Raw genomic sequence first — 24104 nt, 5'->3', positions numbered from 1 at the left:
TTTATGGAGGTTAATTAGTTGAGATATATACTTTTACTACGTGGAATAAATGTAGGTGGCAAGAATAAGGTATCTATGGGTGATTTAAAAGAATTATTGTTAAATGAGGGCTTTGAAGATGTTAGTTCCTATATCAACAGTGGAAATTTATTTTTCACTAGTATTCAAAGCTCTAAAAACTGTATATCAAAGATAAGAAATTTATTAGAAAATAACTATGACTTTTCTATCCCTTTTGCTTTAATAAGCAAAGAGGCTTATTTAGAAGAAAGGTCAGAATTGCCTGATTGGTGGTACGGAGAGCTTGCAAGAAGAGATGTTCTTTTTATACCAAACCAAATTGATAAATCAGATATTATAGATTTCATAAATGAATCCCAATTCTACAATGAAATAGTTCATATAGGAAGAAATGCGATATTTTGGGGCAAGTACGATGAGTCTGAATATTTAAAATCTACCTACCATAAAAAGCTAATAAAACAAGATTTTTACAAGAAAATTACCATTAGAAATGGAAAGACATATGAAAAGATAGCAGAAATTCTTGAAAAGGAGAATAATTAAATCAATAGTGTTTAATTATCTTAGGTAGACATTTTAAGAATAATGGATATAGGGAGTAAAAGTAATGTCAATTTTAACAGAGAAGCAGATAAAATACGGACATAATTATTTTCATAAAGATGAACCAGACAAGAGGTGTATAGTAGAGGTATCTGACTACAAGGGGGAAAAAGAATTAATCATAAATTGCACCCAATTGGGAGATAGCTTTACACCCCAATACAAGACAGCAAAAGATAAGAAGAGAGTATTAGAGGAATGGTGTGATTTTTTAAAAAATAATAAGACCGCATTTACAGAATTGACATTTGTTACCAGGATGCCTCAAGAATTATTTAATGCTGTTTGTGAGCAGGAAAATCTTAAAAAATTACAAATTAAATGGGGTCTTTATCCTGATATTTCAAATCTTGCCAACTTGACCAAACTTGAGTATCTACACCTGGGATCGGGTGCTAGTGTAAGTAACATAGAGGCAATTTCAAAACTGAAAAACCTTGTGGCCTTGTCGGTAGAGAATTTTCAAAAAATCAACGATTACAGTCCGATTATTGGGCTTAAAAACCTAGAGAGTCTATCTATTGAAGGTGATGGACTTGGACCTCAGTATATTCATGTAAATTCTCTGGATTTTTTAACAGAAATGAAACAGTTGAGATTTTTTAGTTTTTTAACAGTAAGGCTAAAAAGTAAAGACTATACTCCTATCTTAAGCCTTGAAAACTTAGAATATTTAAGCTTGAGACCTTGCAGAGAAACTAAAAAATTATATGACGAATTGATTAAGTTGCCAAAGTTAAAGTATGGCCTATTAATCACTAGGCCGGAATTATATACAAAATGATATAAGGGTAAAAAGCTGGCTTTCGCATATATATTTCTTGTATATATTGGTTAGCTTCCTCCATTGAAGAAGATCATCATACTAAACTAATCGCCTAAACACTTAACAATTGCCTAAAAATATGCTATAATTAGGCGAAAGGAAAGGAGATAGGCGAATGAGGGTTTTTAATTATGAAAATTTAGCAAGAAGCAAATGGGATAGTGAAATAATAAATCTGCTGGTACAAATCCATGAACACAAGGGAAAGCAAGAACTTTTTTTAAAACGCAAACCTGCTGTTTTAGATAAATTAGTTGAAATTGCTAAAATTCAAAGTGTAGAGGATTCAAATAAAATAGAAGGGATTGTTACCACAGCAGTTAGAATAAAAGACTTAATGAATCAGAAAACGACTCCTAGGAATAGGGATGAAGAAGAAATTCTGGGATATAGGGATGTCTTAAATATAATTCACGAAAGTTATGAATATATTCCGATTAGTAGTAATTATATTTTACAACTTCATAGAGACCTATTTAAGTATAGTGGAAAAGGAATTGGTGGTCGATATAAAAACACACAAAATTCTATTGTTGAAAAAGATATATATGGTAATGCAGTAGAAAAATTCAAACCTCTATCACCCTATGAAACTCCGGGTGCTATTGAACAAGTTTGTGATGAATTAAATAGGGCTTTAGATAAAGAAGAAGTAGATTCTCTGCTTTTAATTCCAATTTTTATTCATGATTTTCTTTGCATCCATCCATTCAATGATGGAAATGGAAGAATGAGCCGATTATTGACAACCTTATTGCTGTATAGACAAGGATATTTTATTGGGAAATACATCAGTTTGGAAAGTAAAATAGAGAAAGATAAAGATAATTATTATATGGCTTTGGAAAAAAGTGGTGTAGGCTGGCATGAAAATGAAGAAAATATTGAACCATTTATAAAGTATATCCTAAGAACTATATTGGCTGCATATATTGATTTTGAAGAGAGAGTCGATTATGTAGATGAAAAAGTACCAACAATTGACCTTGTGAGAAATGCAGTGGATAATAAGTTGGGTATGTTTACAAAAAATGATATTATGGAATTAGTTCCAAGCCTTGGTAAAGCCACAATTGAAAATATGCTCAAAAAATTGACGGAAGAAGGCTACATTGAACGACATGGCAAAGGAAAAGCAACATTTTATGTAAAAAATAATAAATAAAGTATATGGGAGTAGGTATATAATGCCTACTCCCATATTGTATGTTGGGCCCTAACGCCATATCGATCAGGCGAATAGTCCGAATTAAAATTAGCTTCAATACGGTATGCCTTCCACAAGGCATATCCGGATGTCTGTAGTTTAAGGCAGAAAAATATATCATTCTTTACTTCCTCATAATCTAGGGGGTTTAGCGAAAAAATATCTCTTAATTTCCGAGTCTTGAAGTCTTTGATGGTTAGTTTTGACAAGTCTATATTATTAAACCTAACCTTGGATAATTGTTCATTATCGGCCTTTATTCCATAAAAAGTCACTATGCAGTTTTTGACCTTGTCCGAATCTGATAACTCTGGTGTAAGGGACACATAGCCATATGGCTTGCCATCTTTCACCAGTTCTACAAGTTCACCATAATAAAAGTGGTCATTACGCTTGTTTACAATCTCACTATCAGGACTTTTCTTGTAAAAGGTAAAGCCTGAAGACAAGAGGTCAGAAGCCCTTGTTTCTCCCACAACCAGGCTGGTCTTGTCTACTTGTACTGTGACAGGCTCAGCAGGAAAACCTGATATGGATATACACAAAGTAAGGATGAAAGAAGTGAAAAAAAAGCCTCCTATTACTGCATTTGATGAAGAGTACATATATATAGGTTTATTGGTCTTGTTACGACTTATCGAAATGATTTTTATAATACCCTGAATGAAGATAGTTGCAAGAACAATAGGCATCTGGGCTCTTAAACAAGTATATAGTGCTTTTTGTAAATTATATGTTTTGTAATAGAGTGCAATAAATACAATAATATTGACGATTACAAGACGCAACATAAAAAAGGTTGCCTCCCTTAGAGCTGTAGAATCAGTGACATCATTAAGGGTATTGTAATGTCTATGCCTAAAACCCTGACCTATCAGATAAATCCATTTAGGAACATCTTCGCCTGCCTTTACAGCCATTGCAAGCCTGAAATAGATATAAATAGTAAATAAAAATGACAGTAGGAAAACAAGGTAAAAACCTATTACTGTTATAAAAAAGCCCATATCTAGTCCTCTTTTCTAGTTTAAAATTCTATAATTAAGTATAAGTAAATTATATCATTATAGAGGCAATCAGGGTAAAAAAATATTCTTAAGGCAAATATAGTTGAGGTATAAATATTATATAGCTTTAAATATGTATACACCTAAATAAAGACAATTTTAACTTATAAAAAACCATGTAAAAATGATATAATGTAAATGAAAAGTAAAAAATAAATAATCAAAAGTAAAAACGAAGGATTAAGAGTACCTGGAAATAATATTAATAGGGAAATCAATGAAGCAGGGAAGTAGCAATAAAAGAGAGCAAAAAAGGAAGTAAATATGAAAAAAATAAAATTTAGATATAATAAATACAGGCCAGACGTCCTATATATACTAGTAATATTGGGAGTAGGACTTGGGTTACTGGCGTTTTTTGGTTTTTTGAAGATAACTGGTATAGATAAGGGGCCAGAATATGGACCAGTATATTTTAGGCAACATCCCATGCATGCGGTTTACTTGATATTCGCCTTGATTCCTATATTTATGCTGGTTCCAACCTGGTTTGCTAAGAAGATTTGGAGTCATGAAGACCTAGAAGGACATATTGACCTTTATGAAAACTATGCCCTATTAAACTGGAGGGAACAAGAGATTCAGATTAATAAGGGGGACCTGGTCATTAAGATACCTAAACCACAGCCCTTTTGGTATGAAACTTATATACTAAAGCTGCCTGACCGGAAAATAACCCTAGTTAGTTCTGTTAGGGAAAATAAGGAAAAGAAAAGAGGTAAAAGAAGCTTGAATATTGCAATAAGGGCACTATCGGACTATAAAGGGTCTAAAAAGTAAAGTGGAATAATTTTATTATGAGTCTGTGAAAAACTTTAATTAGACATCCTACAAAATATGATTTGCAGGAAAAAGCCCACGGCCAATTTGGTCGTGGACTTTTTTAATCCCTATAGATGACCTAACTCATCTTCAACGCTCTTAGATACCGAATTTTCTCCACCAACAATGATTACCTTACGAACCGGATTATTTTTCAAGAATGACCTAACAGCAGGATCTAAATGTTTCTTTGGTGTAAGCAAAATAGGGGCATTATATAGTGCAGTAAAACCAGCAGCTGAAAGTCCATCTGGGTAGTTTTCTCCACTGACTATCACAACAGTATCACAAGGAAGGTTAAGGATGTATTTATTATAATAATTCGAAGCTATCATAGCCGAAGTCTCATACCTATTACGACCCTTTATGATGGTTGGATAGTAAAAACCTTCGCTGTTCAACACCTTTATATCACCTATCAAAAAGCCAAGTGATTCAACACTATCTTCACTTTCCTTCATAAAATCTTCAACACTATGGCAGAATATAAGTGACATTATCCAGCCTGTCTCAAATTTTCTTAGACCTATATAAGGGGCAGCATATAGGGCATCATAGAAATTTTCACCACTCACAGCACCTATATAGTGTCTAGTGATTCCGTCCCATTGTTCCTCTGTCAAGTTTTGTAAATCTATTCTTAACCTATCTATTTTATGAGCAGTTTGGTACCTGTCCTTACCCGCTACCCTAAGTATAGGGGCATTACATATAGATTTAATTTTCCTTATATTAGAATCAGAAATACTGGATTGACCACCTAAAACAAAGATCTTCTTTGGTGTAAATCTACGGAGCTCCATCTTAATTGAGTCGGGTATATTATTCTTTTGTACTAAGAGAATAGGACTTTTAATCTGGGTTGACAAACAGCCACCCATTATTGCATCAGGATATTTTTCACCACTGGCAATTATAAGGTACTGGGAGTTTAAAAAATTAGTGGCTACCAGGGATGAAGTTACATACCTATCCTGGCCGGCAATTCTAGCGATTTCCATATCTGCACTCGCAACAGATGGCAGTAGTAGGGCTAAGGAACACAGTAAGAATAATGATTTTTTTAATAGTTTAATCATAACAAAATACCTCCTGACTATATAAAATTTTAATTGTAGACGATTGTTTTTTAGATTGTAACAGATAGTTTAACTAATAGAAAATTATTTGTATTTATACTTAGATTATATTATTTTTATGTAAAAATTACAATCTAGATGGATAAATAAGTTGAAAAATTAGGGATATTAAATAGACCTGTAAGTACAAGTATAATATGTAATATAAAATAAATTATAAAAAAAGACAACATGTACTTGTATTCAATACAAATACATGTTATAATACATACATAAACAAAGAAGAGGAGGTTAGTATATGGATACAAAATTTTCTATAGCACTTCATATTTTAGTATATATAGAAGAAACCAAAGATATAGTTACATCAGAACTTTTAGCTAAAAGCGTTGGTACTAATGCCAGTTATATTAGGAAGATTATTATCTTATTAAAATCAGCAAATATAATTGAAAGTAAACAGGGGAAAAAGGGGATGAGTTTAAAAATTGCATCAGATGAACTTACCTTGGACATGGTCTACTTTGCAGTATATCCAGAAAAAGAATTGCTTCATATTCATGATACATCAAATCAGGAATGTCCAGTAGGGGAGAATATTAGGGAGGCCTTGCTACCTATATTTGAAGAGTCAGAAAAACAGTTAATTTTAAATTTAAGGAAGGAAACACTTAAATCCTTAGTAGAAAACATGTATAATATTTATAATAAGAAGATTAAGTAGAGGAGTAAAATGAAAGCAACACAAGTAATAGAATATAATAAGAACAATATTTCAGTAGATTTAGTAGACATAGATAGGCCAGCTATAGGAGAAAGGGATGTACTTGTAAGGGTATTAGCAGCAGGAGTAAATCCACTAGACAATATGATTTCTCGTGGTGAAGTTAAGATGATAGTACCATATAAGTTACCACTAGTGGCAGGCAATGAATTTGTAGGTATAGTTGAAAAAATAGGAGCAAGAGTTACAAAAACAAAGTTAAATGACCGTGTTTTTGCAAGGCTACCCCTTGATAGGATAGGTGCTTTTGCCGAATATGTATCTGTAGATGAAAACGCACTCGCATTGGTGCCTGATTACCTTTCAGATATAGAGGCAGCTGCAGTGCCACTAACAGGACTTACAATAATGCAAGCTCTTGACATAATGAAAGCAGAAGCTGGAAAGACAATCTTTATTTCAGGTGGTACGGGAAGTGTAGGTGCCATGGCTATACCTATTGCCAAAGCTAAGGGACTTAGGGTCATAACTAATGGAAGTGCAGAAAATAAAGATAGGGTCTTGGAACTAGGTGCAAGTCAGTTTATAGACTATAAAACGGAAGATTATACAGAGATTTTATCCAATATTGATTATGTATTAGATACACTTGGTGGCAATGAAACTGAAAAGCAGATGTCTATTTTAAAAAAGGATGGAAGTTTAGTATCTCTAAGAGGTATGCCTAATGGAGCCTTTGCCAAGAGGATGAACCTGCCAAAATGGAAGCAGTTTCTTTTAGGCATTGCAGGGCGTAAGTTTGATAAGTTGGCAGACAAGTATGGTATTACATATGACTTTATATTTGTAGAATCTAACGGAAGGCAATTGCAGGAGGTGGCTGACATATTTGAGACTCTTAGAATCAAGCCATCAATAGATACTGTTTATTCCTTTGAAGACGTTAATAAGGCCTTAGACAAGGTTGCCAATGGAAGATCTAGGGGTAAGACAGTAATTACAATAGGAACGAGATAGGCAGGAGTAGATTTTAAATACTATTTCTAACACATTAGAAATATAAGAGGTCATATATTTAAATAAATAAAAATATATTGATATTCAATCGGTTTTTGCGTATGGATAAAGAAAGGAGAGTAAAATATGGAATTCAAGAAAGTTGATAGATTGCCAATTAATGTAAAAGAGGTAATAAAGAGGCGTATTAGTAACAGAACTTACGAAGAAAGGTCATTGACTGAAGAAGATAAAAAGAAGTTGCTGGAATTTAATAGCACTTTGACCAACCCATTCGGTGTTGAAGTTAAGGTCCAGTATATAAGCAAGGAAAAGGGTGCAGATGATGTCCAGCTTGGAACATATGGGACTATAAAGGGAGCAAAAGATTTCTTGGCAATAACAGTAAAAGATCAACCATATGCAATGGAGGCTATAGGTTACCAGTTTGAAAACCTGGTACTATACGCTACTGATATGGGTATAGGCACAGTTTGGCTTGCGGGAACCTTTAAAAGAAAAGATTTTATAAATGCTATTGAAATTGGTGAGGATGACTTATTTCCATGTATTTGCCCACTTGGTTACCCTGCCCAAAAACAATCGTTTCTAGAAAAAATAACAAAGGCTAGTCTGGGATCTAAAAAGAGAAAAGACTGGGATAAACTATTTTTCTTAGAAGATTTCACTAAGGCTTTGACTAAGGCAGATGCTGGAATATACGAGGATGCACTTGAAATGCTTAGACTGGCACCTAGTGCTACAAATTCCCAGCCTTGGGCAGTAGTCAAGGAGAGAAATAAGTTCCATTTCTTCTGTAACTACAAGAATACTTTAAATGATGATGTGAAGAAGATAAAGCATATAGATATTGGTATAGCTTTATCACATTTTCACCAGACTGCTATGAGCAAGGGCCTAAATGGAAACCTTCAAGTAGAAGATATAGGCTTTTCAATTCCAGACAATATGCACTATGTATTATCTTATATTGCAGACTAGGGGAAATATACTAAACTTAGGAGATAAAAGGTAAATATAAATCAGTGAATCAAAATTTATTTATGGGTAGAGATTACTTGATTTTATAATTATAAATAGTCACAAGGTGGTAAAATGAAAGTATTTGAGTATTTTTTGATAGGTATGAAAGAGATGCTTTCATATGATATAGCTAGAAATGCATTGATTCTTATTGCATTTTTCATACTTCTTATAGCTTATAGGAGACTATCTATAGCCATGAAAAGTGGTGGTGGTTTTTGGTCATCCTATAAAATATCAGATGGTTTTTTATACATCCACAGTGGTATAGTTCCAGGAAATAGAAAAATTTTGCTAAAGGATATAGATGAAGTTACAATTCATCTATTACGTGGCAGGAATATGTCCGGTAAGAGATACCATATAGAGTTAACTATGAAGAGGGGAAGGCATAAGGCCTTTATGATAGGAAAATCTAGGAAGGCCGTAGCTGAAATAGATGCAATGAAAAGGCAACTTAAAAAGAATAGGGTAAGGATGCACTATTACGACTATACGAAGGTATAGTGGTTAGAAAAATGTATCAAGAGTAAAAAATACTAATAGTAAAGTTGGTTTCTAAAGTAATACCAATACAGGAAATTTTAGTGTTTGTGAGGGACATACTATGAGTTTGTGCAAGCTAATCCAGGAAAAGATATTTAATACATATGAAGAATGGCACATGAAATCCCCAATTTATGACAGAAATGGCTTCAATATAATAGGGATAGACAATTCACTCAAGGCCATGAGGGATGGATATATAATGTATACGGAAATTTATCCACCGCATGATATAAGGGGTTGTAGCCTAATGAAGGCTGTCGTTGGCAAAAGTCAGGACCATGTTGATATATACATGGATATTGATGACAAGAAATACTGGATGCCCAACTTGACCTATGATGAAGCAATTAGAATCATGAGGAATTTTGTAAAAAAGTCAATCCTTCCAAGTCAAGACCAATATTTTGAGGCTCCTCCAGAGGATAATGAAGCTATAAAAGAGTCATTTTATGACCTGGCAAAGCTACTTTTGGGTGATTCTTCAGATAGCCAAAAATTTATAGGCGGTCTAAAGATTGAAGGCCTTAAGGATATTGATAATGCATGGGAAGAACTCTATGAAGAAGTCTTACAGACAAAGAGAGCCTTTGATTTTGATTGGAAGACCAGAAAAGATGTCTTTATACCAGTTTTAAAGGAATTAATTGTCAATATGAACCTCGATATAGACCTATGTAAGTTAGATGAATTGGATAGAAATATCCTGGACCAGGATGAGGCTATACCACAATGGGGTGCCCAAATCAATTCAATGTGGACGGACTATATATTGGCAGGAATGGATGTGGGAAGTGACTCCTATGTCGTGCTTATTTTGACCAGGGAAGACTTTGCCAAGGCAAAGGAATTGGCTAGGGGTATTTTGCAGAGAATTGCCCTTTTGGAAGAAATGTAGTTAGGAACAGTCAAAATATGATAGGATTGAAATCTATATAGACCAAACCTGATTAGATAAGTTTGGATAAGATATAATGAAATAAGAGTATATTATAATTAATTAGGGAGTAAGGATATGAAGAAGTTTGCCAATATTATAGGGGTAATTCTAAGTTTAATTTTGCCAGCATTAGCCTTGCTGTATTTTGCTGGTCTTTATGAAATATTCCTATACAACTGGTTATGGTGTGGCCTTTATGGCTGTATACTTGTTTGTGTTTTTTGCAGGTCAAAGATTTACAAGGCTGTGGCTATAATTTTGAATTTTTCTGTAATTCTACTTTGTGCATTTGGATCTTTGATGGGTGGTATTAGTGGCCCATTAATAGTTTTACTACATATGGTAATACCATTTTATTCGGCTTGGGTTTAAAGAGATATACTAAAATCCATGAAATCATCAAGAAGGACTTGAAGAAAATATTTTAAAGAAAGTAGGTAAAATTATGAGAAAATTACTAACAATACTTATAGCTATCACGATTTTTATTATTATTTTACTAACAACATTCAATTACAAGGTCCCTAATGAGAATTTGCCATCAAATACAAAAGACACCTCAAGGGTCGAGCAGTCAAAAGAACAAGCCAGAGACCAGGTAAAAGAAGCAAGTCAGGTAAAAGAAACCACTAGTGTAGAAACTAAAGACCAAACAAGAGACCAGGCTAAAGAGATAGCCCTAAAAGAGGCTAAGACTGTACAGGTTATAGGTTATGAACTAGACTATGAATATGGAAAACTAGTCCATGAAATTTTCATCCTTGATGGAAAGTTGGAGAAGGAATATAATATTGATACCCAGACAGGAAAAATCCTGAAGACTGAAATAAAAGACTTGAGCATGGATCCAGAATATAGGTTAATGTTAAACACAAAGCCTAAAATTGATTTGGCCAAGGCAGAGAACCTAGTTAAACAAAAGTACCCTAAGGTAAGGGTTAAAAAATTGAAATTAGATGTTGAGGATAAGGTCCTTGTATATGAGGCTAACCTGAATGAAGCTAATAAGAAAATCGAAGTAAGACTGGATGCCAATACAGGAACTTTCTCACACGAAGATATTGAAACAGAACATGATTAGACAAGTATTATATAGAATCTCGACTAGGGTTTTCCTAGCCGAGATTTTGTATATAAAGGGGTAGAATATATTAACAAAACACTTAGTCAAAAATATAGTCAAAACATCTTATCTACTGCTCTAAAATCTCTTGAAGTGATTCAAAGTCCAGTATTTCTATAGCATGTTTTTTATAGACTATAATTCCCTGGTCTTCTAAACGCTTGAGTTCCCTATGAAGAGATGGTCTTGACACATTCATCAACATAGACCATTTTGTGATAGATTCTGGTATAGGAATCCTATTAGAATTTATCTTGCTTTTCTGCATTATCAAATAAAAAGCGACCTTCTTTACAATACCGCTATAGGAAAGAAGGGCTAGTTTTTGTTGGAGCATATAGGTAGCTGATGAAATCTCCCTAGTGAAGTTTTCAAGCAGGCGTATGTCCTTTTGAATCAAGAGCAGGAAATCTTCTTTTTTAAAAATAATGACTTCCAAGGCCTCCATTGCTACTACATCACAGGGATACTTATGGTTGTTTGAAAAAACTGCTGCCGCACCAATAATATCTCCAGTTTTTCGTATGGACACATTTAACTGGCTTCCATCAGGAAATGGTTTTTGTGATTCGGCCCGTCCTTTAAGGATGATTCCCAAACGGTCTGATGCTTCCATAAGGTGAAAAACCACTTCGTTTTTTGCATATGACTTTAGAGTATATGGAATAAATTCCAACACTTTCCTTATATCTTTTTCAGGTATGCCCTGAAATAAATTGCTTTTTGCTAGAAGAGAATAATCCATAAGTTCCTCCTTTCGTAATTTCATATCATTATTATACCCAAAAAAATATCAAATGTGTATCTGTGGATACAGAAATAGTAAAGAAAATTATTTATAATAGACTTAACAAGAAGGAAATAGATAAAAAACAACTCGTATAAAAAAGACTGAGACCTTATAAAACCAACATTACTCATCTAGAATAGGTCTTGGACTCAAAAAGGAGAAAGAAAAATATTTCCTGATTGATAATGATAATTTCAGTAGATAAAAATTTATAAGTAAAGAAAGAGAGGTAATATTATGGCATTTAAGGATTGGAAAATAGAGGAATTTAAGAAGGTAGATGTTCGTGGAATACAGGGGAACTTCTTCATGGGGCTAAAAGAACAGGCCAAGGCAGTTCCGGCTGGCCAAGGGATAGAGGTAATCCAGAGTTTTGATCCAATTCCACTATATGAGGTAATGGAAGGGTTAGGATATGAATATCACACAGAGCAGAAGGCAGATGCTGAATATCATGTGTATTTTTATAGGGCAGAGGCAAAAGAGGATGAAAAGAATATACCAATGCGTCCAGCGGCACTTACAAATATGCCACTAATTGATGAAACATTAGGCAAGATTGCAGTTGAGTTTTGGGACCTAACTTGGAATGATGAAAAGAGGTACCTACCTTATGAAACTAGGCTACTTCTTTCATTAACAAATGCTGTAGGTGCAGGAAGGATGCGTCAGGCAACTAGAGAACTGGTTAAGGCATATATCCATGGCTTAGATAGTAGAGCCCTTGATGATGTATTTGAACTTTTGGTATGGAACCAGGGTATAGGAAACTTCAGTTCAGAAATTGGACCATCAACACTATTTGCAGCATACAAGACAGTTAAGAATATGGAAAAGCAGGGCAAGGCTCGTAGTGAAATTTGCCAGATGCTAAAGGAAAAATTTGGTGAAAAGAACCCTGATGTCAGAGTTTAATATAATCAATAATCATCAAGATTAGGAAAGGAGCTACCTATGAAGGAAGTAGCAGGAAGGGTATTTTCAATAGCTAAGGACAACGTCCCTATACCAGGCTGCACAGTGTCAAAAGAAATAAGTGGTGGAGATAACTATATATCCATATTTTCCATGGCAGAAGAAACAGATATAAGTGCAGAGATATTCCCCTACCATAAGTTAGTGGTAGTATCTGAGGGAAGAGTGACAGTTTACAAGTCAGATGGTAGTGAAAAAATACTAGAAGTTGGGGATGGAATAGTAACAGATGTTGATACACCGGTCGGTTTTAAGACAGACATAGGTGTTGTATATACAGAAATAGCAATTAGGAGGAAAGATAATATGAATAAGGCGATAAAGGCAGGACAAGTATTTAAGTTTGCAGAAATTATACCATACCAGGATGGAAAGATAGTTAATATGGATATAGTCCACAATGACAAGATGAAGTTCGTAGTTATGGCATTTGATGCAGGAACAGGCTTATCTGAACATGCGGCACCAGGAGAGGCCTTAATATTTGCACTTGATGGGGAGGCTGTAATAGGATATGAAGGTGTGGACCATCCTATTAAGGCAGGGGAAAACTTCCATTTCGCCAAGGGAGGCCTACATTCAGTAAAGGCAGACAAGAAGTTTAAGATGGGACTTCTTTTAACATTAGAATAAGCCTATCGAATTTGAAAGGAGTTTCTTAGCCTGCTGTCAGAACAATTTAAAGAGTATATGGAGGGAAAAGAATGAGAAAGCATGTAAAAGGAAATGTAAGTTGGGTTGGCTATATAGACTGGGAGTTAGAGCACTTTCATGGGGATGATTACTCAATCATGAATGGGTCTAGCCAGAACGCCTACCTAATTGAAGAAGAAAAGACTGTACTGATAGATACAGTATGGACACCACATAGGTTTGACTTTGTGGAAAATCTAAAAAAAGAGATTGACTTAAAGAAAATCGATTTTATCGTAGCAAACCACGGTGAATGTGACCATTCAGGCTCATTGACTACGATCATGGATGAAATACCTGATACACCTATATATTGTACTGCCAATGCTGTAAAGAGTATTGAAGGCCAGTATGGTAAGCGTGGTTGGAATTTTAAGGTTGTAAAGACTGGAGACAGTGTAGACATTGGTAATGGCAAGAAGCTAGTCTTTGTAGAGATGAAGATGCTTCATTGGCCAGACTCTATGGCTACCTATATGACTGGGGACAATATACTTTTCTCAAATGATGCATTCGGCCAGCACTATGCTGTAGAAGAACTTTTCAATGACAAGGCAGACCAGTGTTTGTTGAACAAGGAGGCAATGAAGTATTTTGCCAACATATTAAATCCATTTGCACCAATTCTTAAGAAGAAACTGACAGAAATTATAGGTTTTGACCTGACTTTTGATATTATTGCCCCATCACACGGAGCTATCTGGCGTGAAAATCCTCTACAGATAGTAGAAAATTATGCTACTTGGGCAGAGGCCTACCAGGAAGACCAGGTAACTATAGCCTATGATACTATGTGGGAGGGTACAACCAAGATAGCCCACAAGATAGCAGAAGAAATCCACAGGCAGAGTCCTGACACTATAGTCAAGGTATTTAATATTTCAAAGGCTGACAAGAACGATGTAATGACAGAGGTATTTAAGTCTAAGGCAATTATTGTAGGATCACCAACTGTAAGTAACAGTATCCTTTCAAGTGTTGCTGGCTGGCTAGAATTCTTAAAGCAACTTAAGTTTAAAAAGAAGAAGGCTGCAGCATTTGGTTGCTACGGTTGGAGTGGGGAATCAGTAAAAGTCCTACAGGCCCAGTTAGAGGAAGCTGGCTTTGAGGTCATAGATGAAAGTATCAGATCCTTGTGGAATCCAGGAGATGAAGACTTTGATAAAATATCAGACCTGGTTACATCACTGCTTAAATAAGTGCTTTGAAGGAGTGATAATAAAATAAAAAAGCTGTTCTATGTAAAAAAGCTGATTTATATAAAAAGTCAATCTATATAAAATAACTGCTCTATGTAAAATAGACCTTAACCAAGAAAAATTGGTCAAGGTCTATTTTTATATTAATAAAAATTTTAGGCAATTAAAATTCAATATACTTGGCCAGTCTCTGCCCAACAAAAACAGCAAGAACACAACTTGCAAGGTCCTTTACAAAGGCAAATGGGAATAGGCTGACCAAACATGCAAGGTAGGAAATCTTAGTTCCCAAGGCATAGTTAAGTATAAAGTAGGTATAAAGACTACCAAAACCATATGTAAAGATCATACCTAGTAGACAGGCAAGGAACAACTTTACAAATGATCCAGTTCCGAACTTCTCCCTAAAGTAGCCCACCAAATAGGCTGTAATTATAAAGGCCACCAGGTATCCGAATGTAGGTTTTAGTGTATACTGGGGGCCACCACCTTCTGTAAATATAGGGAAACCAACCAAACCAATCAATACATATACAAGGGTAGACAAGCCACCTCTCTTAGCTCCAAGTAGGACACCGGCCAATAGTACAAAGGTAAACTGGAAACTAAAAACAGTAACCGGGAATGGTATCCTTATAAAGGCACCTATAGCTATCAGGGCGGTAAATAGGGAACAAAGAATCATAGTCTTTGTGTTTAAAAATTTCTTATTCATATAAATCCTCCTAAAAATATAGTAAACCAAATATTATAAAAGGTTTACTAACCTTATGTAAGATAGTTTACCACATTGAAAAGTAGTTGTAAACCATAAAAATATAAAAGTTTACTATGCTTCTAATTAAACGAGAAAGCTAGAGATAGGATAAAAGTCAATAGACCTAATAACAAAAAACCTGGCCACAGGATAGAAGTCAATAGGTCTAATAAGGTCTAGCTATTTATACAAAGATAGTTTACATAATACAGTCAATAAAATATACCCATTAAAATATCACTTATTAGACAGACTAAAATATCCTATGACCCAGTAAAATATGGTATAATGTAGTTTAGCGTATTTTCAAAATACTAGGAAGGGAGGCCTATATGATAGAAGGTTTAAAAATGACAAAAAGGGATGCTGGCGAAAAAACTAGACCCATTACTATAAATACAGATTCAGGCATCATAGAAATAGGTGGCAAGTCACCTATAATAATAGCAGGACCATGCTCAGTTGAGTCTGAGGACCAGATAGTGTCGATTGCAAGGTCGGTCAAGAAATCCGGTGCCAACCTCCTGAGGGGTGGGGCTTACAAGCCTAGAACTTCTCCCTATGACTTTCAGGGCATGAGAGCAGATGGCCTGGACCTATTGAGGATAGCTAAAAGGGAAACGGGCCTACCTATAGTATCAGAAATTGTAGGAATCAGTCATCTGGACCAGTTTGCAGATGTAGATATACTCCAGGTCGGTGCTAGAAATATGCAAAACTTTGAACTATTGAAGGAATTGGGCAAGATAGGCAAGCCAGTCCTACTTAAGAGGGGCTTTTCCTCTACTGTAAAGGAGTGGTTGATGAGTGCCGAATACCTAATGGATAATGGCAATGACCAGGTCATCCTATGTGAAAGGGGAATCAGGACCTTTTCTGATATTACAAGAAATACCCTGGACCTATCAGTAGTTCCTATCTTAAAGGAAGTCAGCCACCTACCTATTATAGTAGACCCAAGCCATGGAACAGGTCTGTCTAGCCTGGTAGGATCAATGTCCTTGGCAGCAATAGCAGCAGGGGCAGATGGACTTATGATAGAAGTCCACAATGACCCGCCAAATGCCCTGTCAGATGGAGACCAGTCAATTCTACCCGGCCAATTTGCCCAGATAGTTGACCAGGTGATAAAAATTAAAGGGGCTCTAGGAGACTAGATATTATGAATAGCATAAATAGTATAAAAAAAATAAAAATAGATGCTAAAAGCAAGTCCTATGATCTACTGATAGGCAGGGACCAGCTGGCAAATATAGGGCAGATAATATTGGATAATATACCAAATAGCAGGGGGACCAAGCTTTGTATAGTAACGGACAGGAATGTAGATTCCATATACTCAGACCAGGTCATGGAATCCCTGACCAAAGCTGGTTACAAGCCAACAAAGTATATAATCGAACCAGGTGAGGCCAGCAAGGACCTGGCCAACTACAAGGCTATCATAGACCATATGTCTGAGGCTGAAATGACCAGACAAGATATGGTCCTAGCCCTAGGTGGAGGCCTAGTAGGAGACCTAGCAGGTTTCTGTGCAGCAACCTACCAGAGGGGGATAGGCCTAGTCCAGGTCCCAACCAGCCTATTAGCTATGATAGACTCTAGTGTAGGTGGCAAGACTGCTATAAACACCGGTCATGGCAAGAACCAGATAGGTACCTTTTACCAACCAGACCTGGTAGTTTGTGATATAGAGAGCTTAAAAAGTCTAGGAGACCTGGACTGGTCATCAGGTATGGGAGAAATGCTAAAGTATGCAGTATTAGACAAGTCATTAGATATAGAGAAGATAGCCTCCAGGTCAGACCTAGGGGCTTTAATAGAAAATATATGCAAGGCCATATCCATCAAGGCCAAGTATGTCCTGGCAGATGAATTTGACAAGGGGCAGAGGCAGGCCCTAAACCTGGGTCACACCCTGGGTCACGCCATAGAAAAATTGAGCGACTACAAACTAAGACATGGCCAGGCTGTAGCCATGGGACTAAACCTCGTATCCAGGTATGCAGTAGCCAGGGGTATGATGAAGTTTTCAGACCTTATCACTATAAGTATGGCCCTGGACAAGGCTGGCCTAGATATCAACTGTCCATACGATATGGACCAGTTAATAGACCTTATAAGGGTGGACAAGAAGAGGCAGGGTGACAAGATTAACCTGGTTATTCCTAGAACTCTCGGTGACTGCCAGATAGTAGAGACAGACATAGATGACCTTGCCAGTTTCGATACAAGACCGGTGAATACTAGAGACATAAGGTCAGGCCTCCTGGGTGAAAAATTATCCCATAGCAAGTCACTAGAACTCCATGCAAGGCTGGGGGACTACGACTACCAACTATATGAGATAACCAAGGATAAGATAGACTCCTATATGGAAAACTACCCACTGGACTGTTCGAATGTCACAATACCCTACAAGCAAACCCTTGTAAAATACTGTGATGACCTATCTCATAGGGCCCAGTCTATAGGGGCAGTCAATACCATAGTCAGGCTAGGAGACGGTAGCCTATATGGGGACAATACTGACTACTATGGTTTTTCCAAGATGGTAGAAGGCCTAGGCCTAGAAGTCAAGGATAAATACGTCCTAATCCTAGGTAGTGGTGGGGCATCCCTGACTGTCAAGGCCTACATGGAAGATATGGGGGCAGGGACTATAGTAACAGTATCCAGGAGGGGACAGGACAACTATGACAACCTGGATAGACACCATGAAAAGGCTAATATAATAGTAAATACAACACCTCTAGGTATGTACCCTCACGTAGACAAGGCTCCCTTGGAACTGGCAGGCTTTAAAAGACTAGAGGCAGTACTTGACCTCATTTACAATCCAGAGGAAACCAGGTTAATTAGCCAGGCCAAGTCTTTGGGAATAAGGACAATAAACGGGATGACCATGCTTGAAGAACAGGCAAGACTAGCCTCATTTATCTTCAAGCAAAAAATATAGGTTTAATATAGATAAGGAAAAAGAAATGTTTGGTTATGTAAGAATAAATAAGATGGACCTGACCTTTCGTGAATATGAACACTACAAGGCCTACTACTGTGGTCTCTGTAAATACCTAAAGAGGAACCATACGGAGTTATCCAGGTTGACTATCAACTATGATATCACCTTTCTGATAGTCCTGCTTAGTTCAATATACCAGCCAAGTGCCCAGATATTTCACGAAAAGTGTATAGTAGATCCAGTTAAAAATAAAAAACACATCATCAACGACATCACAGAGTATGCAGCCAGTATGAATATACTCCTGGCCTACTACAAGCTGGAAGATGATGTAAATGACGAGGGTGGAATCAAGTCAAGGTTGGCAAGACAGGTCTACAAGAAGTCTTTTAAGACGGCCTATGATAAGTACCCTAAGAAGGCAGACTTTATAAAGAAGTGTCTTGGAGAACTGAGGTCTTTAGAAGAAGACCAGTCAAGTTCAATAGACCAGACTTCCAACTGTTTTGCCAGACTCCTTGAAGAAATATTCGACTACAAGGATGATGACTACAGGGACAGGTTGAGGAAGGTTGGCTTTAATATAGGTAAGTACATATATATTATGGATGCCTATGAAGACCTGGATGAAGACCTGGAAAAGGGGCGGTATAACCCCTTTACCAGTTACGAGGATGATAGGGAGGCCCTAAAGGACAGGGTAGACAAGCTAATTGGCATGACCTTGGCCAGACTAGAAGAAGGCATCCTTGACCTGGATATCGAGGTCAACAAGTCAATAATAGACAACATCATATATTCAGGTGTCTACCTTCGCTACAAGGGTCTAATCAATGGGGTCAACAAGAAAAAACAAGAAGAAAATATGAAATAAAAGAAAGAAAATTTAAGACTGCAGAAAAATGTAAGTTATAAGTAGAAAGAAAATAAGAAATAATAGGAAAGTAAGGTAAACAAATTTGACGAATAAATCAAATAAGGAACATATAAAAGAAAACAAGATGGGGACTATGAGCATCAAGAGGCTAATACTGACAATGTCAGCACCGATAGTAGTTTCTATGATGGTCCAATCCCTATATAATGTAGTAGATAGTATCTTCGTAGCCCAAATTAGTGAAGAGGCCATCACAGCAGTATCCATGGCCTTCCCCTTCCAACAGCTAATGATGTCGGTAGGGATAGGTACAGCCATTGGGGTCAACTCCCTGCTGGCAAGGAATCTAGGAGCAAAGAAGTTTTCACAGGTAAACAAGATAGCCAACAATGGTTTATTGCTAGCATTTTTTAGCTTTATAACCTTCTTTTTAGTTGGCCTATTCCTATCAGACAAGCTAATAGGTATCCAGACTGATAATCCAGATATACTTGCCCATGGGCCGGTCTACCTAAGGATATGTCTTATGGGGTCTTTTGGCATCTTTACCCACCTTATGTTTGAGAGGTTGCTCCAGGCAACAGGCAAGACCATGTATACCATGACAGCCCAGATTGTAGGAGCCCTAATGAATATAATCCTAGACCCAATAATGATCTTTGGTTGGTTGGGACTACCAGCCATGGGTCTGGCAGGTGCAGCACTGGCAACTGTAATATCCCAGCACATAGGAGTCCTTGTAGCTGCCTACCTGTGTATAAGTAAGGAAGAGGATATAAAGATAGGTTTCAAGTATATGAAGCCGGAATCAAAGATAATAAGGAATATTTATGCAGTGGGTATACCATCTATAATAATGATATCCATATCATCTGTGACAATATTCTCCTTTAACCAGATATTGGCCAAGTTCTCAATAACAGCAGTTGCCCTTTTGGGTATCTACTTCAAGCTCCAGAGCTTTATATTTATGCCAGTCTTTGGACTAAATAATGGTATAATACCTATAGTAGGTTACAACTATGGTGCTAATGACAAGGAAAGGATGAAAGAGGCAATATTCCTGGGTATGAGGTATGCCGTAATAATAATGTTGATTGGTACTATGATAATGATGGTATTCCCAGACCAACTCCTGGCCATGTTCAATGCATCCGATCAGATGTTGGGAATTGCTAGGGTTGCCTTTAGAATAATCAGTGCCAGCTTTGTATTTGCTGCCATATCCATAATATCTATAGGAGTATTCCAGGCCATAGGTAGGGGAACTCTTAGTATGGTAATATCCATAATCAGGCAATTGGTAGTATTAATACCCCTGGCCTACCTATTCTCCTTGACTGGTAACCTAGACAGGGTATGGTGGAGTGTAATAATAGCCGAGTTGGTTGCCGTAAGCATATGTGTAAGTAATATAAGGAAGATTATAAAGTAATAGAGTGAATAAAAGTGTTAAAGGAGGGCCCAATGAAAAAGTTAGGACTACTGCTGATACTAGTAGGAATTATGTTTGTATCAGTGCCAAAGATATCGGAATATATATTGATGAAAAGAAGCCAGGATGTAAATATTACCCAGGTGTCTGGTGAGGACCTGGAAAAAAATACTAAGGAAAAGACCAACAACTATGACGCATCCAAGGTCGACCCGATAGATATTAATGGGGTAATCCTGAACAGGGACAAGGCAGACCTATCCAAGTTGGTAGGCCAACTAGTAATACCTTCAATCAACAAAAATATAGCTATATTTGAAGGCCTGGAAAACAACAACCTAATGTATGGGGCCTGTACTATGAAACCAGACCAAAGAATGGGCCAGGGCAACTATGCTGTTGCAGGTCACTATTGCAAAAATGACAAGGTTCTGTTTGGTGGCCTGATGAAAATAAAAGAGGGAGACATCATCAAGTTGACCAACAAGAAAAACATCTATGAATACAGGGTAGTTAAGACTATGAAGGTAAAAGAAGACAGGACAGACCTTATAGGTGACGGTCTCCTGGGCCAGTACGAAGGCAGGGCCATAGTATCTCTCATGACATGCTACTATGATGAAGATGGCTACAGGTACTTTGTAATCAGTAGCTTCAGTAAACTTTATCCCTATTCACAGGAAAGGATGCTGGATGGCATTAGTCAATAATAACAAAAAAATTACAATTTTAAAATTTAAGAGCCTTTAGTATATAAAAAACATATAAAAAAGTATATAAAAAGAGGATTAAATTATATAAATGGTATTAAAACTTCTTGCCAATATATAAAATCTGTTGTATAGTGATAGGGGTAATGGTGGATTTTGCATATTAAATAATAAAAAATATGGGATAAATAGCATATTTTATGAATATTTTTGAATTTTTTTGCAAAAACATCTTGAAATTATTACAATTTTGTAATAATATTAAAGTGTGAGAAATGTATGATTCTATGTAATTATGTTCGGAATCATATAGAATTATTAAAAAGAAATGTAATCAATAATATGTTTGGGAGGAATGATAACATGAAGAAACAAATAGCTGTTTTAATGGCTGCTGCGACTGCAGTGACAACTGTAGCTCCAGTAATAGCAAGTGCTGATGTAAATGAGCACAAGGATGCTGCTATATCTACAGTTGTAGATAAGGCAAAGAAGGCTCTAGCAGAAAGGTATACTGACAAGAAGGTTGATGGTCTTGGAAATTCATATGCAAATGATGTAGACGAAGTTCTAAACTCTAGATACATCGTTCTTGTTAACAAGGCTGGTCAGGGCTTTAAGGCTGTAAATGCAAGTATTTACCAGGGAAGAAAGTTCTCTTTTATGTATGATGGTGCTACAATCAGCGAAACTACAAACAACTGGTATGTTGTTGACAGTGCAGTTAAGTTGGCTAAGCTTTTAGAAGCAGACCCTACTGCTAAGGTTGCAATCTACGATAAGGGTAGTGATAAGGGTGCTGCGTTTAAGACAACTACTAAGAAACACTATGTAGCAAAGGAAGCAGGCAAGGATGAAAAGACTCAGGCTTCTCTTGAAAAGCTTATAACTGATCTAGTTAATTTAGCAAAGGCTAATTCAGCTGACACAAAGCCTACTTTCGTGCAGCGTGTAAAGGTAGGGGACAAGGTTCTAGTAGAAGACAAGGTGAAAACTACTGCAGTTGCTCCTGCTGATTATGATACAGTTGAATTAAAGTTAGCAAGTGGTGAAAATTTAACTTTCAAGGTTAGCTCAACTGTTGTAGACCTAGAAAAACCTATGACTAAGGACGGTCAGCTTATAACTGGTAACAATAATGCTCAGAACGTTCTTGATACAGTTGCTAAGTTTGACGAAGTAGCTAACGAAGACAATAAGTCTGTTAATGTTGATATCCCAAGTGGTGATGTTGATGTTTACCTAGTAAGCGATGCTGAAAAGGCTACTATTAAGTTAGAAAATGTATTCACTAAGGAAGGCGGATACACTGAAAAGGGTGCTGACTTTGTAAATAACCTAATCAACTTTAATAAGTTAGCAAATGATAATGACAAGGCTAGATTCAACTTTGGCGGTTACAACTATGAGACTACTAAGAAGAAAGTACAAGATGCTGTTAAGGCTGGTAAGATAGCAAAGACTGCAGATGGTTTTGAATTAACACTAGGTGTTATAAATGTAGAAGATGTTAACGATAAGGGCCAGACTAAGAATATCCAGTTTGTAATCAAGGGTAAAACTCAGGCTGACTTAAATACTGTTTTAGTAGACCTAGGTAAGTCTATAGATGTTGTTGCAGGTCACTTCACTAAGTTATCTGGAGTAAATAGGTATGCAACTGCGATAGAAGTTTCTAAGGACCAGTTTGAAAAGGGTACAGCTGATACAGTTGTTATCGTAGGTGGAATGGCTAAGTTTGACGGTTTATCTGCAGCTCCTCTTGCAGCTTCACAGAATGCTCCTATGCTATTGGCTAGTCCAAAGACTGGTTTAAGCCAGGATACTCTAGATGAAATAGGTAGAGTAACTAAGAACCTATCTAAGAAGACTGTTTACATAGTAGGTGGAGAAAACTCTGTACCAGCAAGCGTTGAAAAGCAGTTAAAGGATAAGTTTGATGTAGTTGTAGTCAGACTAGCTGGTCTTGATAGAACTGCTACATCTCTAGAAGTTGCTAAGAGATTAAAGTACAATGGTCACAATGGAACTACAGCATTCTTCGTAGGTGCTAATGGCGCTGCCGATGCTATGTCAGTTTCTGCAGTAGCTGCAAAGAAAGATGCTGGTAATAAGGTATCTCCAATACTAGTAATGAAGAAGGATGGATTTGATAGATCTACTAGAGAATTAATAAATGGTTTAAATGTTAATACTGCATACATAGTAGGTGGCTCAGATTCTGTATCTAGTGCAGGTTACAAGGCTGTTAAGAGTGTACCAGGCATTGCTACTTTAAGCAGATTATCTGGTGATGATAGATATGCTACAAATGTAGAAGTAGTAAATGAATTCTATCTACATGATGGAAATGGTAAGCCTGCTGCAGAAGGTGCAATATTTGCTTCTGGTGCTAACCAGTACCTAGTAGATGCTCAGACTTCTGGTGCTTATGCAGCATTCAAGAAGGCTCCAATAGTATTAGCTGGTTCTAAGATGACTGCTGATCAGGCTTCTCTATTCAAGAAGAATGCTGTTCTAGATGGTAAGAAGGCAGTTGTTCAGGTTGGTGGAGTTGTTGCTGCTGACTTCATGAAGGCTGTAGTTGAAAAGCTAGGTCTTTAATAACTAGAGATAATTAAAGAACAATACTAATTTATTAGTAATATAGATATGGATAGAGGTTTTCCTCTATCCATATTTTTTTATATTCTCCTAGGAGAATA

General features: G+C 36.5%; 24 protein-coding genes. 20 read left to right on the top strand and 4 right to left on the bottom strand.

The window, feature by feature from the left end; genetic code table 11:
* The first annotated feature begins 18 nt into the window (after window positions 1-18).
* From HMPREF0634_RS07970 to HMPREF0634_RS07960, 3 genes are all read left to right on the top strand, one after another.
* Window positions 19-567, top strand: coding sequence for a DUF1697 domain-containing protein (locus tag HMPREF0634_RS07970; protein ID WP_007790869.1), 549 nt, complete (start codon window positions 19-21; stop codon window positions 565-567).
* A 64-nt stretch (window positions 568-631) separates the two neighbouring features.
* A complete protein-coding gene (locus HMPREF0634_RS07965) occupies window positions 632-1411 on the top strand; it encodes a leucine-rich repeat domain-containing protein (protein WP_007790770.1) in 780 nt (259 codons plus the stop codon).
* A gap of 157 nt (window positions 1412-1568) precedes the next feature.
* Window positions 1569-2618: a Fic family protein gene (locus HMPREF0634_RS07960; protein ID WP_007790776.1), complete on the top strand. Its 1050-nt coding sequence runs from the start codon at window positions 1569-1571 to the stop codon at window positions 2616-2618.
* 26 nt (window positions 2619-2644) lie between these two features.
* Here the strand turns inward: HMPREF0634_RS07960 and HMPREF0634_RS07955 are convergent, their stop codons facing one another.
* Window positions 2645-3667, bottom strand: coding sequence for a hypothetical protein (locus HMPREF0634_RS07955; protein WP_007790827.1), 1023 nt, complete (start codon window positions 3665-3667; stop codon window positions 2645-2647).
* 324 nt (window positions 3668-3991) lie between these two features.
* On the opposite strand from HMPREF0634_RS07955, the gene HMPREF0634_RS07950 reads away from it, so the two are divergent.
* A complete protein-coding gene (locus HMPREF0634_RS07950) occupies window positions 3992-4507 on the top strand; it encodes a hypothetical protein (protein WP_007790824.1) in 516 nt (171 codons plus the stop codon).
* A gap of 110 nt (window positions 4508-4617) precedes the next feature.
* Here HMPREF0634_RS07950 and HMPREF0634_RS07945 read toward each other — a convergent pair whose 3' ends face one another.
* A complete protein-coding gene (locus tag HMPREF0634_RS07945; protein WP_007790760.1) occupies window positions 4618-5628 on the bottom strand; it encodes a cell wall-binding repeat-containing protein in 1011 nt (336 codons plus the stop codon).
* 298 nt (window positions 5629-5926) lie between these two features.
* On the opposite strand from HMPREF0634_RS07945, the gene HMPREF0634_RS07940 reads away from it, so the two are divergent.
* The 7 genes from HMPREF0634_RS07940 (at window position 5927) to HMPREF0634_RS07910 (ending at window position 10959) form a co-directional block, all read left to right on the top strand.
* A complete protein-coding gene (locus HMPREF0634_RS07940; RefSeq protein ID WP_007790784.1) occupies window positions 5927-6352 on the top strand; it encodes an Rrf2 family transcriptional regulator in 426 nt (141 codons plus the stop codon).
* Window positions 6353-6361: 9 nt separating this feature from the next.
* Window positions 6362-7369, top strand: a complete 1008-nt coding sequence (locus HMPREF0634_RS07935) for an NADP-dependent oxidoreductase (protein WP_007790763.1) — start codon at window positions 6362-6364, stop codon at window positions 7367-7369.
* Between the two features lie 126 nt (window positions 7370-7495).
* Window positions 7496-8350: a nitroreductase family protein gene (locus tag HMPREF0634_RS07930; RefSeq protein ID WP_007790792.1), complete on the top strand. Its 855-nt coding sequence runs from the start codon at window positions 7496-7498 to the stop codon at window positions 8348-8350.
* Between the two features lie 114 nt (window positions 8351-8464).
* The gene (locus HMPREF0634_RS07925) at window positions 8465-8899 is read left to right on the top strand and encodes a hypothetical protein (protein WP_040565916.1); all 435 of its coding nucleotides are present in this window, start codon (window positions 8465-8467) and stop codon (window positions 8897-8899) included.
* Window positions 8900-8999: 100 nt separating this feature from the next.
* A complete protein-coding gene (locus tag HMPREF0634_RS07920) occupies window positions 9000-9836 on the top strand; it encodes a DUF6630 family protein (protein ID WP_040565915.1) in 837 nt (278 codons plus the stop codon).
* A 117-nt stretch (window positions 9837-9953) separates the two neighbouring features.
* Entirely contained in the window at window positions 9954-10250 is a 297-nt protein-coding gene (locus HMPREF0634_RS07915; protein WP_040565914.1) for a hypothetical protein, read from the top strand.
* A gap of 73 nt (window positions 10251-10323) precedes the next feature.
* Window positions 10324-10959, top strand: coding sequence for a PepSY domain-containing protein (locus tag HMPREF0634_RS07910; RefSeq protein WP_007790880.1), 636 nt, complete (start codon window positions 10324-10326; stop codon window positions 10957-10959).
* A 112-nt stretch (window positions 10960-11071) separates the two neighbouring features.
* Here the strand turns inward: HMPREF0634_RS07910 and HMPREF0634_RS07905 are convergent, their stop codons facing one another.
* A complete protein-coding gene (locus HMPREF0634_RS07905; RefSeq protein WP_007790752.1) occupies window positions 11072-11746 on the bottom strand; it encodes a Crp/Fnr family transcriptional regulator in 675 nt (224 codons plus the stop codon).
* Between the two features lie 282 nt (window positions 11747-12028).
* Between HMPREF0634_RS07905 and HMPREF0634_RS07900 the strand changes: the two genes are divergently transcribed.
* The 3 genes from HMPREF0634_RS07900 (at window position 12029) to HMPREF0634_RS07890 (ending at window position 14658) form a co-directional block, all read left to right on the top strand.
* Window positions 12029-12706 carry a DUF2249 domain-containing protein gene (locus HMPREF0634_RS07900; protein ID WP_040565913.1) on the top strand — a complete coding sequence of 226 codons (678 nt, stop codon included), beginning with the start codon at window positions 12029-12031 and terminating at the stop codon, window positions 12704-12706.
* A 39-nt stretch (window positions 12707-12745) separates the two neighbouring features.
* The gene (locus HMPREF0634_RS07895; RefSeq protein ID WP_007790790.1) at window positions 12746-13399 is read left to right on the top strand and encodes a cupin domain-containing protein; all 654 of its coding nucleotides are present in this window, start codon (window positions 12746-12748) and stop codon (window positions 13397-13399) included.
* A 71-nt stretch (window positions 13400-13470) separates the two neighbouring features.
* Window positions 13471-14658 carry an oxygen-binding di-iron domain-containing protein gene (locus tag HMPREF0634_RS07890; protein ID WP_007790821.1) on the top strand — a complete coding sequence of 396 codons (1188 nt, stop codon included), beginning with the start codon at window positions 13471-13473 and terminating at the stop codon, window positions 14656-14658.
* A gap of 163 nt (window positions 14659-14821) precedes the next feature.
* Here HMPREF0634_RS07890 and HMPREF0634_RS07885 read toward each other — a convergent pair whose 3' ends face one another.
* On the bottom strand, window positions 14822-15373 hold the full coding sequence (locus tag HMPREF0634_RS07885) for a biotin transporter BioY (RefSeq protein ID WP_007790794.1): 552 nt from the start codon (window positions 15371-15373) through the stop codon (window positions 14822-14824).
* Window positions 15374-15747: 374 nt separating this feature from the next.
* Between HMPREF0634_RS07885 and aroF the strand changes: the two genes are divergently transcribed.
* The 6 genes from aroF (at window position 15748) to HMPREF0634_RS07855 (ending at window position 24003) form a co-directional block, all read left to right on the top strand.
* Window positions 15748-16572 (top strand): 3-deoxy-7-phosphoheptulonate synthase, encoded by an 825-nt coding sequence (gene aroF, locus HMPREF0634_RS07880; protein ID WP_007790852.1) that lies wholly within the window; start codon window positions 15748-15750, stop codon window positions 16570-16572.
* A 5-nt stretch (window positions 16573-16577) separates the two neighbouring features.
* Window positions 16578-18374, top strand: a complete 1797-nt coding sequence (gene aroB / locus HMPREF0634_RS09420; RefSeq protein WP_007790836.1) for a 3-dehydroquinate synthase — start codon at window positions 16578-16580, stop codon at window positions 18372-18374.
* A 25-nt stretch (window positions 18375-18399) separates the two neighbouring features.
* Window positions 18400-19251 (top strand): DUF5685 family protein, encoded by an 852-nt coding sequence (locus HMPREF0634_RS07870; RefSeq protein ID WP_007790833.1) that lies wholly within the window; start codon window positions 18400-18402, stop codon window positions 19249-19251.
* Window positions 19252-19336: 85 nt separating this feature from the next.
* Entirely contained in the window at window positions 19337-20689 is a 1353-nt protein-coding gene (locus tag HMPREF0634_RS07865; RefSeq protein ID WP_007790838.1) for an MATE family efflux transporter, read from the top strand.
* Between the two features lie 32 nt (window positions 20690-20721).
* On the top strand, window positions 20722-21399 hold the full coding sequence (locus HMPREF0634_RS07860) for a class A sortase (RefSeq protein WP_007790817.1): 678 nt from the start codon (window positions 20722-20724) through the stop codon (window positions 21397-21399).
* Window positions 21400-21762: 363 nt separating this feature from the next.
* Window positions 21763-24003, top strand: coding sequence for a cell wall-binding repeat-containing protein (locus HMPREF0634_RS07855; RefSeq protein ID WP_007790802.1), 2241 nt, complete (start codon window positions 21763-21765; stop codon window positions 24001-24003).
* Window positions 24004-24104 lie beyond the last annotated feature (101 nt).

This window comes from Peptostreptococcus stomatis DSM 17678 (genome assembly GCF_000147675.1).
Taxonomy (GTDB): Bacteria; Bacillota; Clostridia; order Peptostreptococcales; family Peptostreptococcaceae; genus Peptostreptococcus; species Peptostreptococcus stomatis.
The sequence above is the reverse complement of the archived record's forward strand: the minus strand, read 5'-3'. Positions and strand labels throughout refer to the sequence as shown.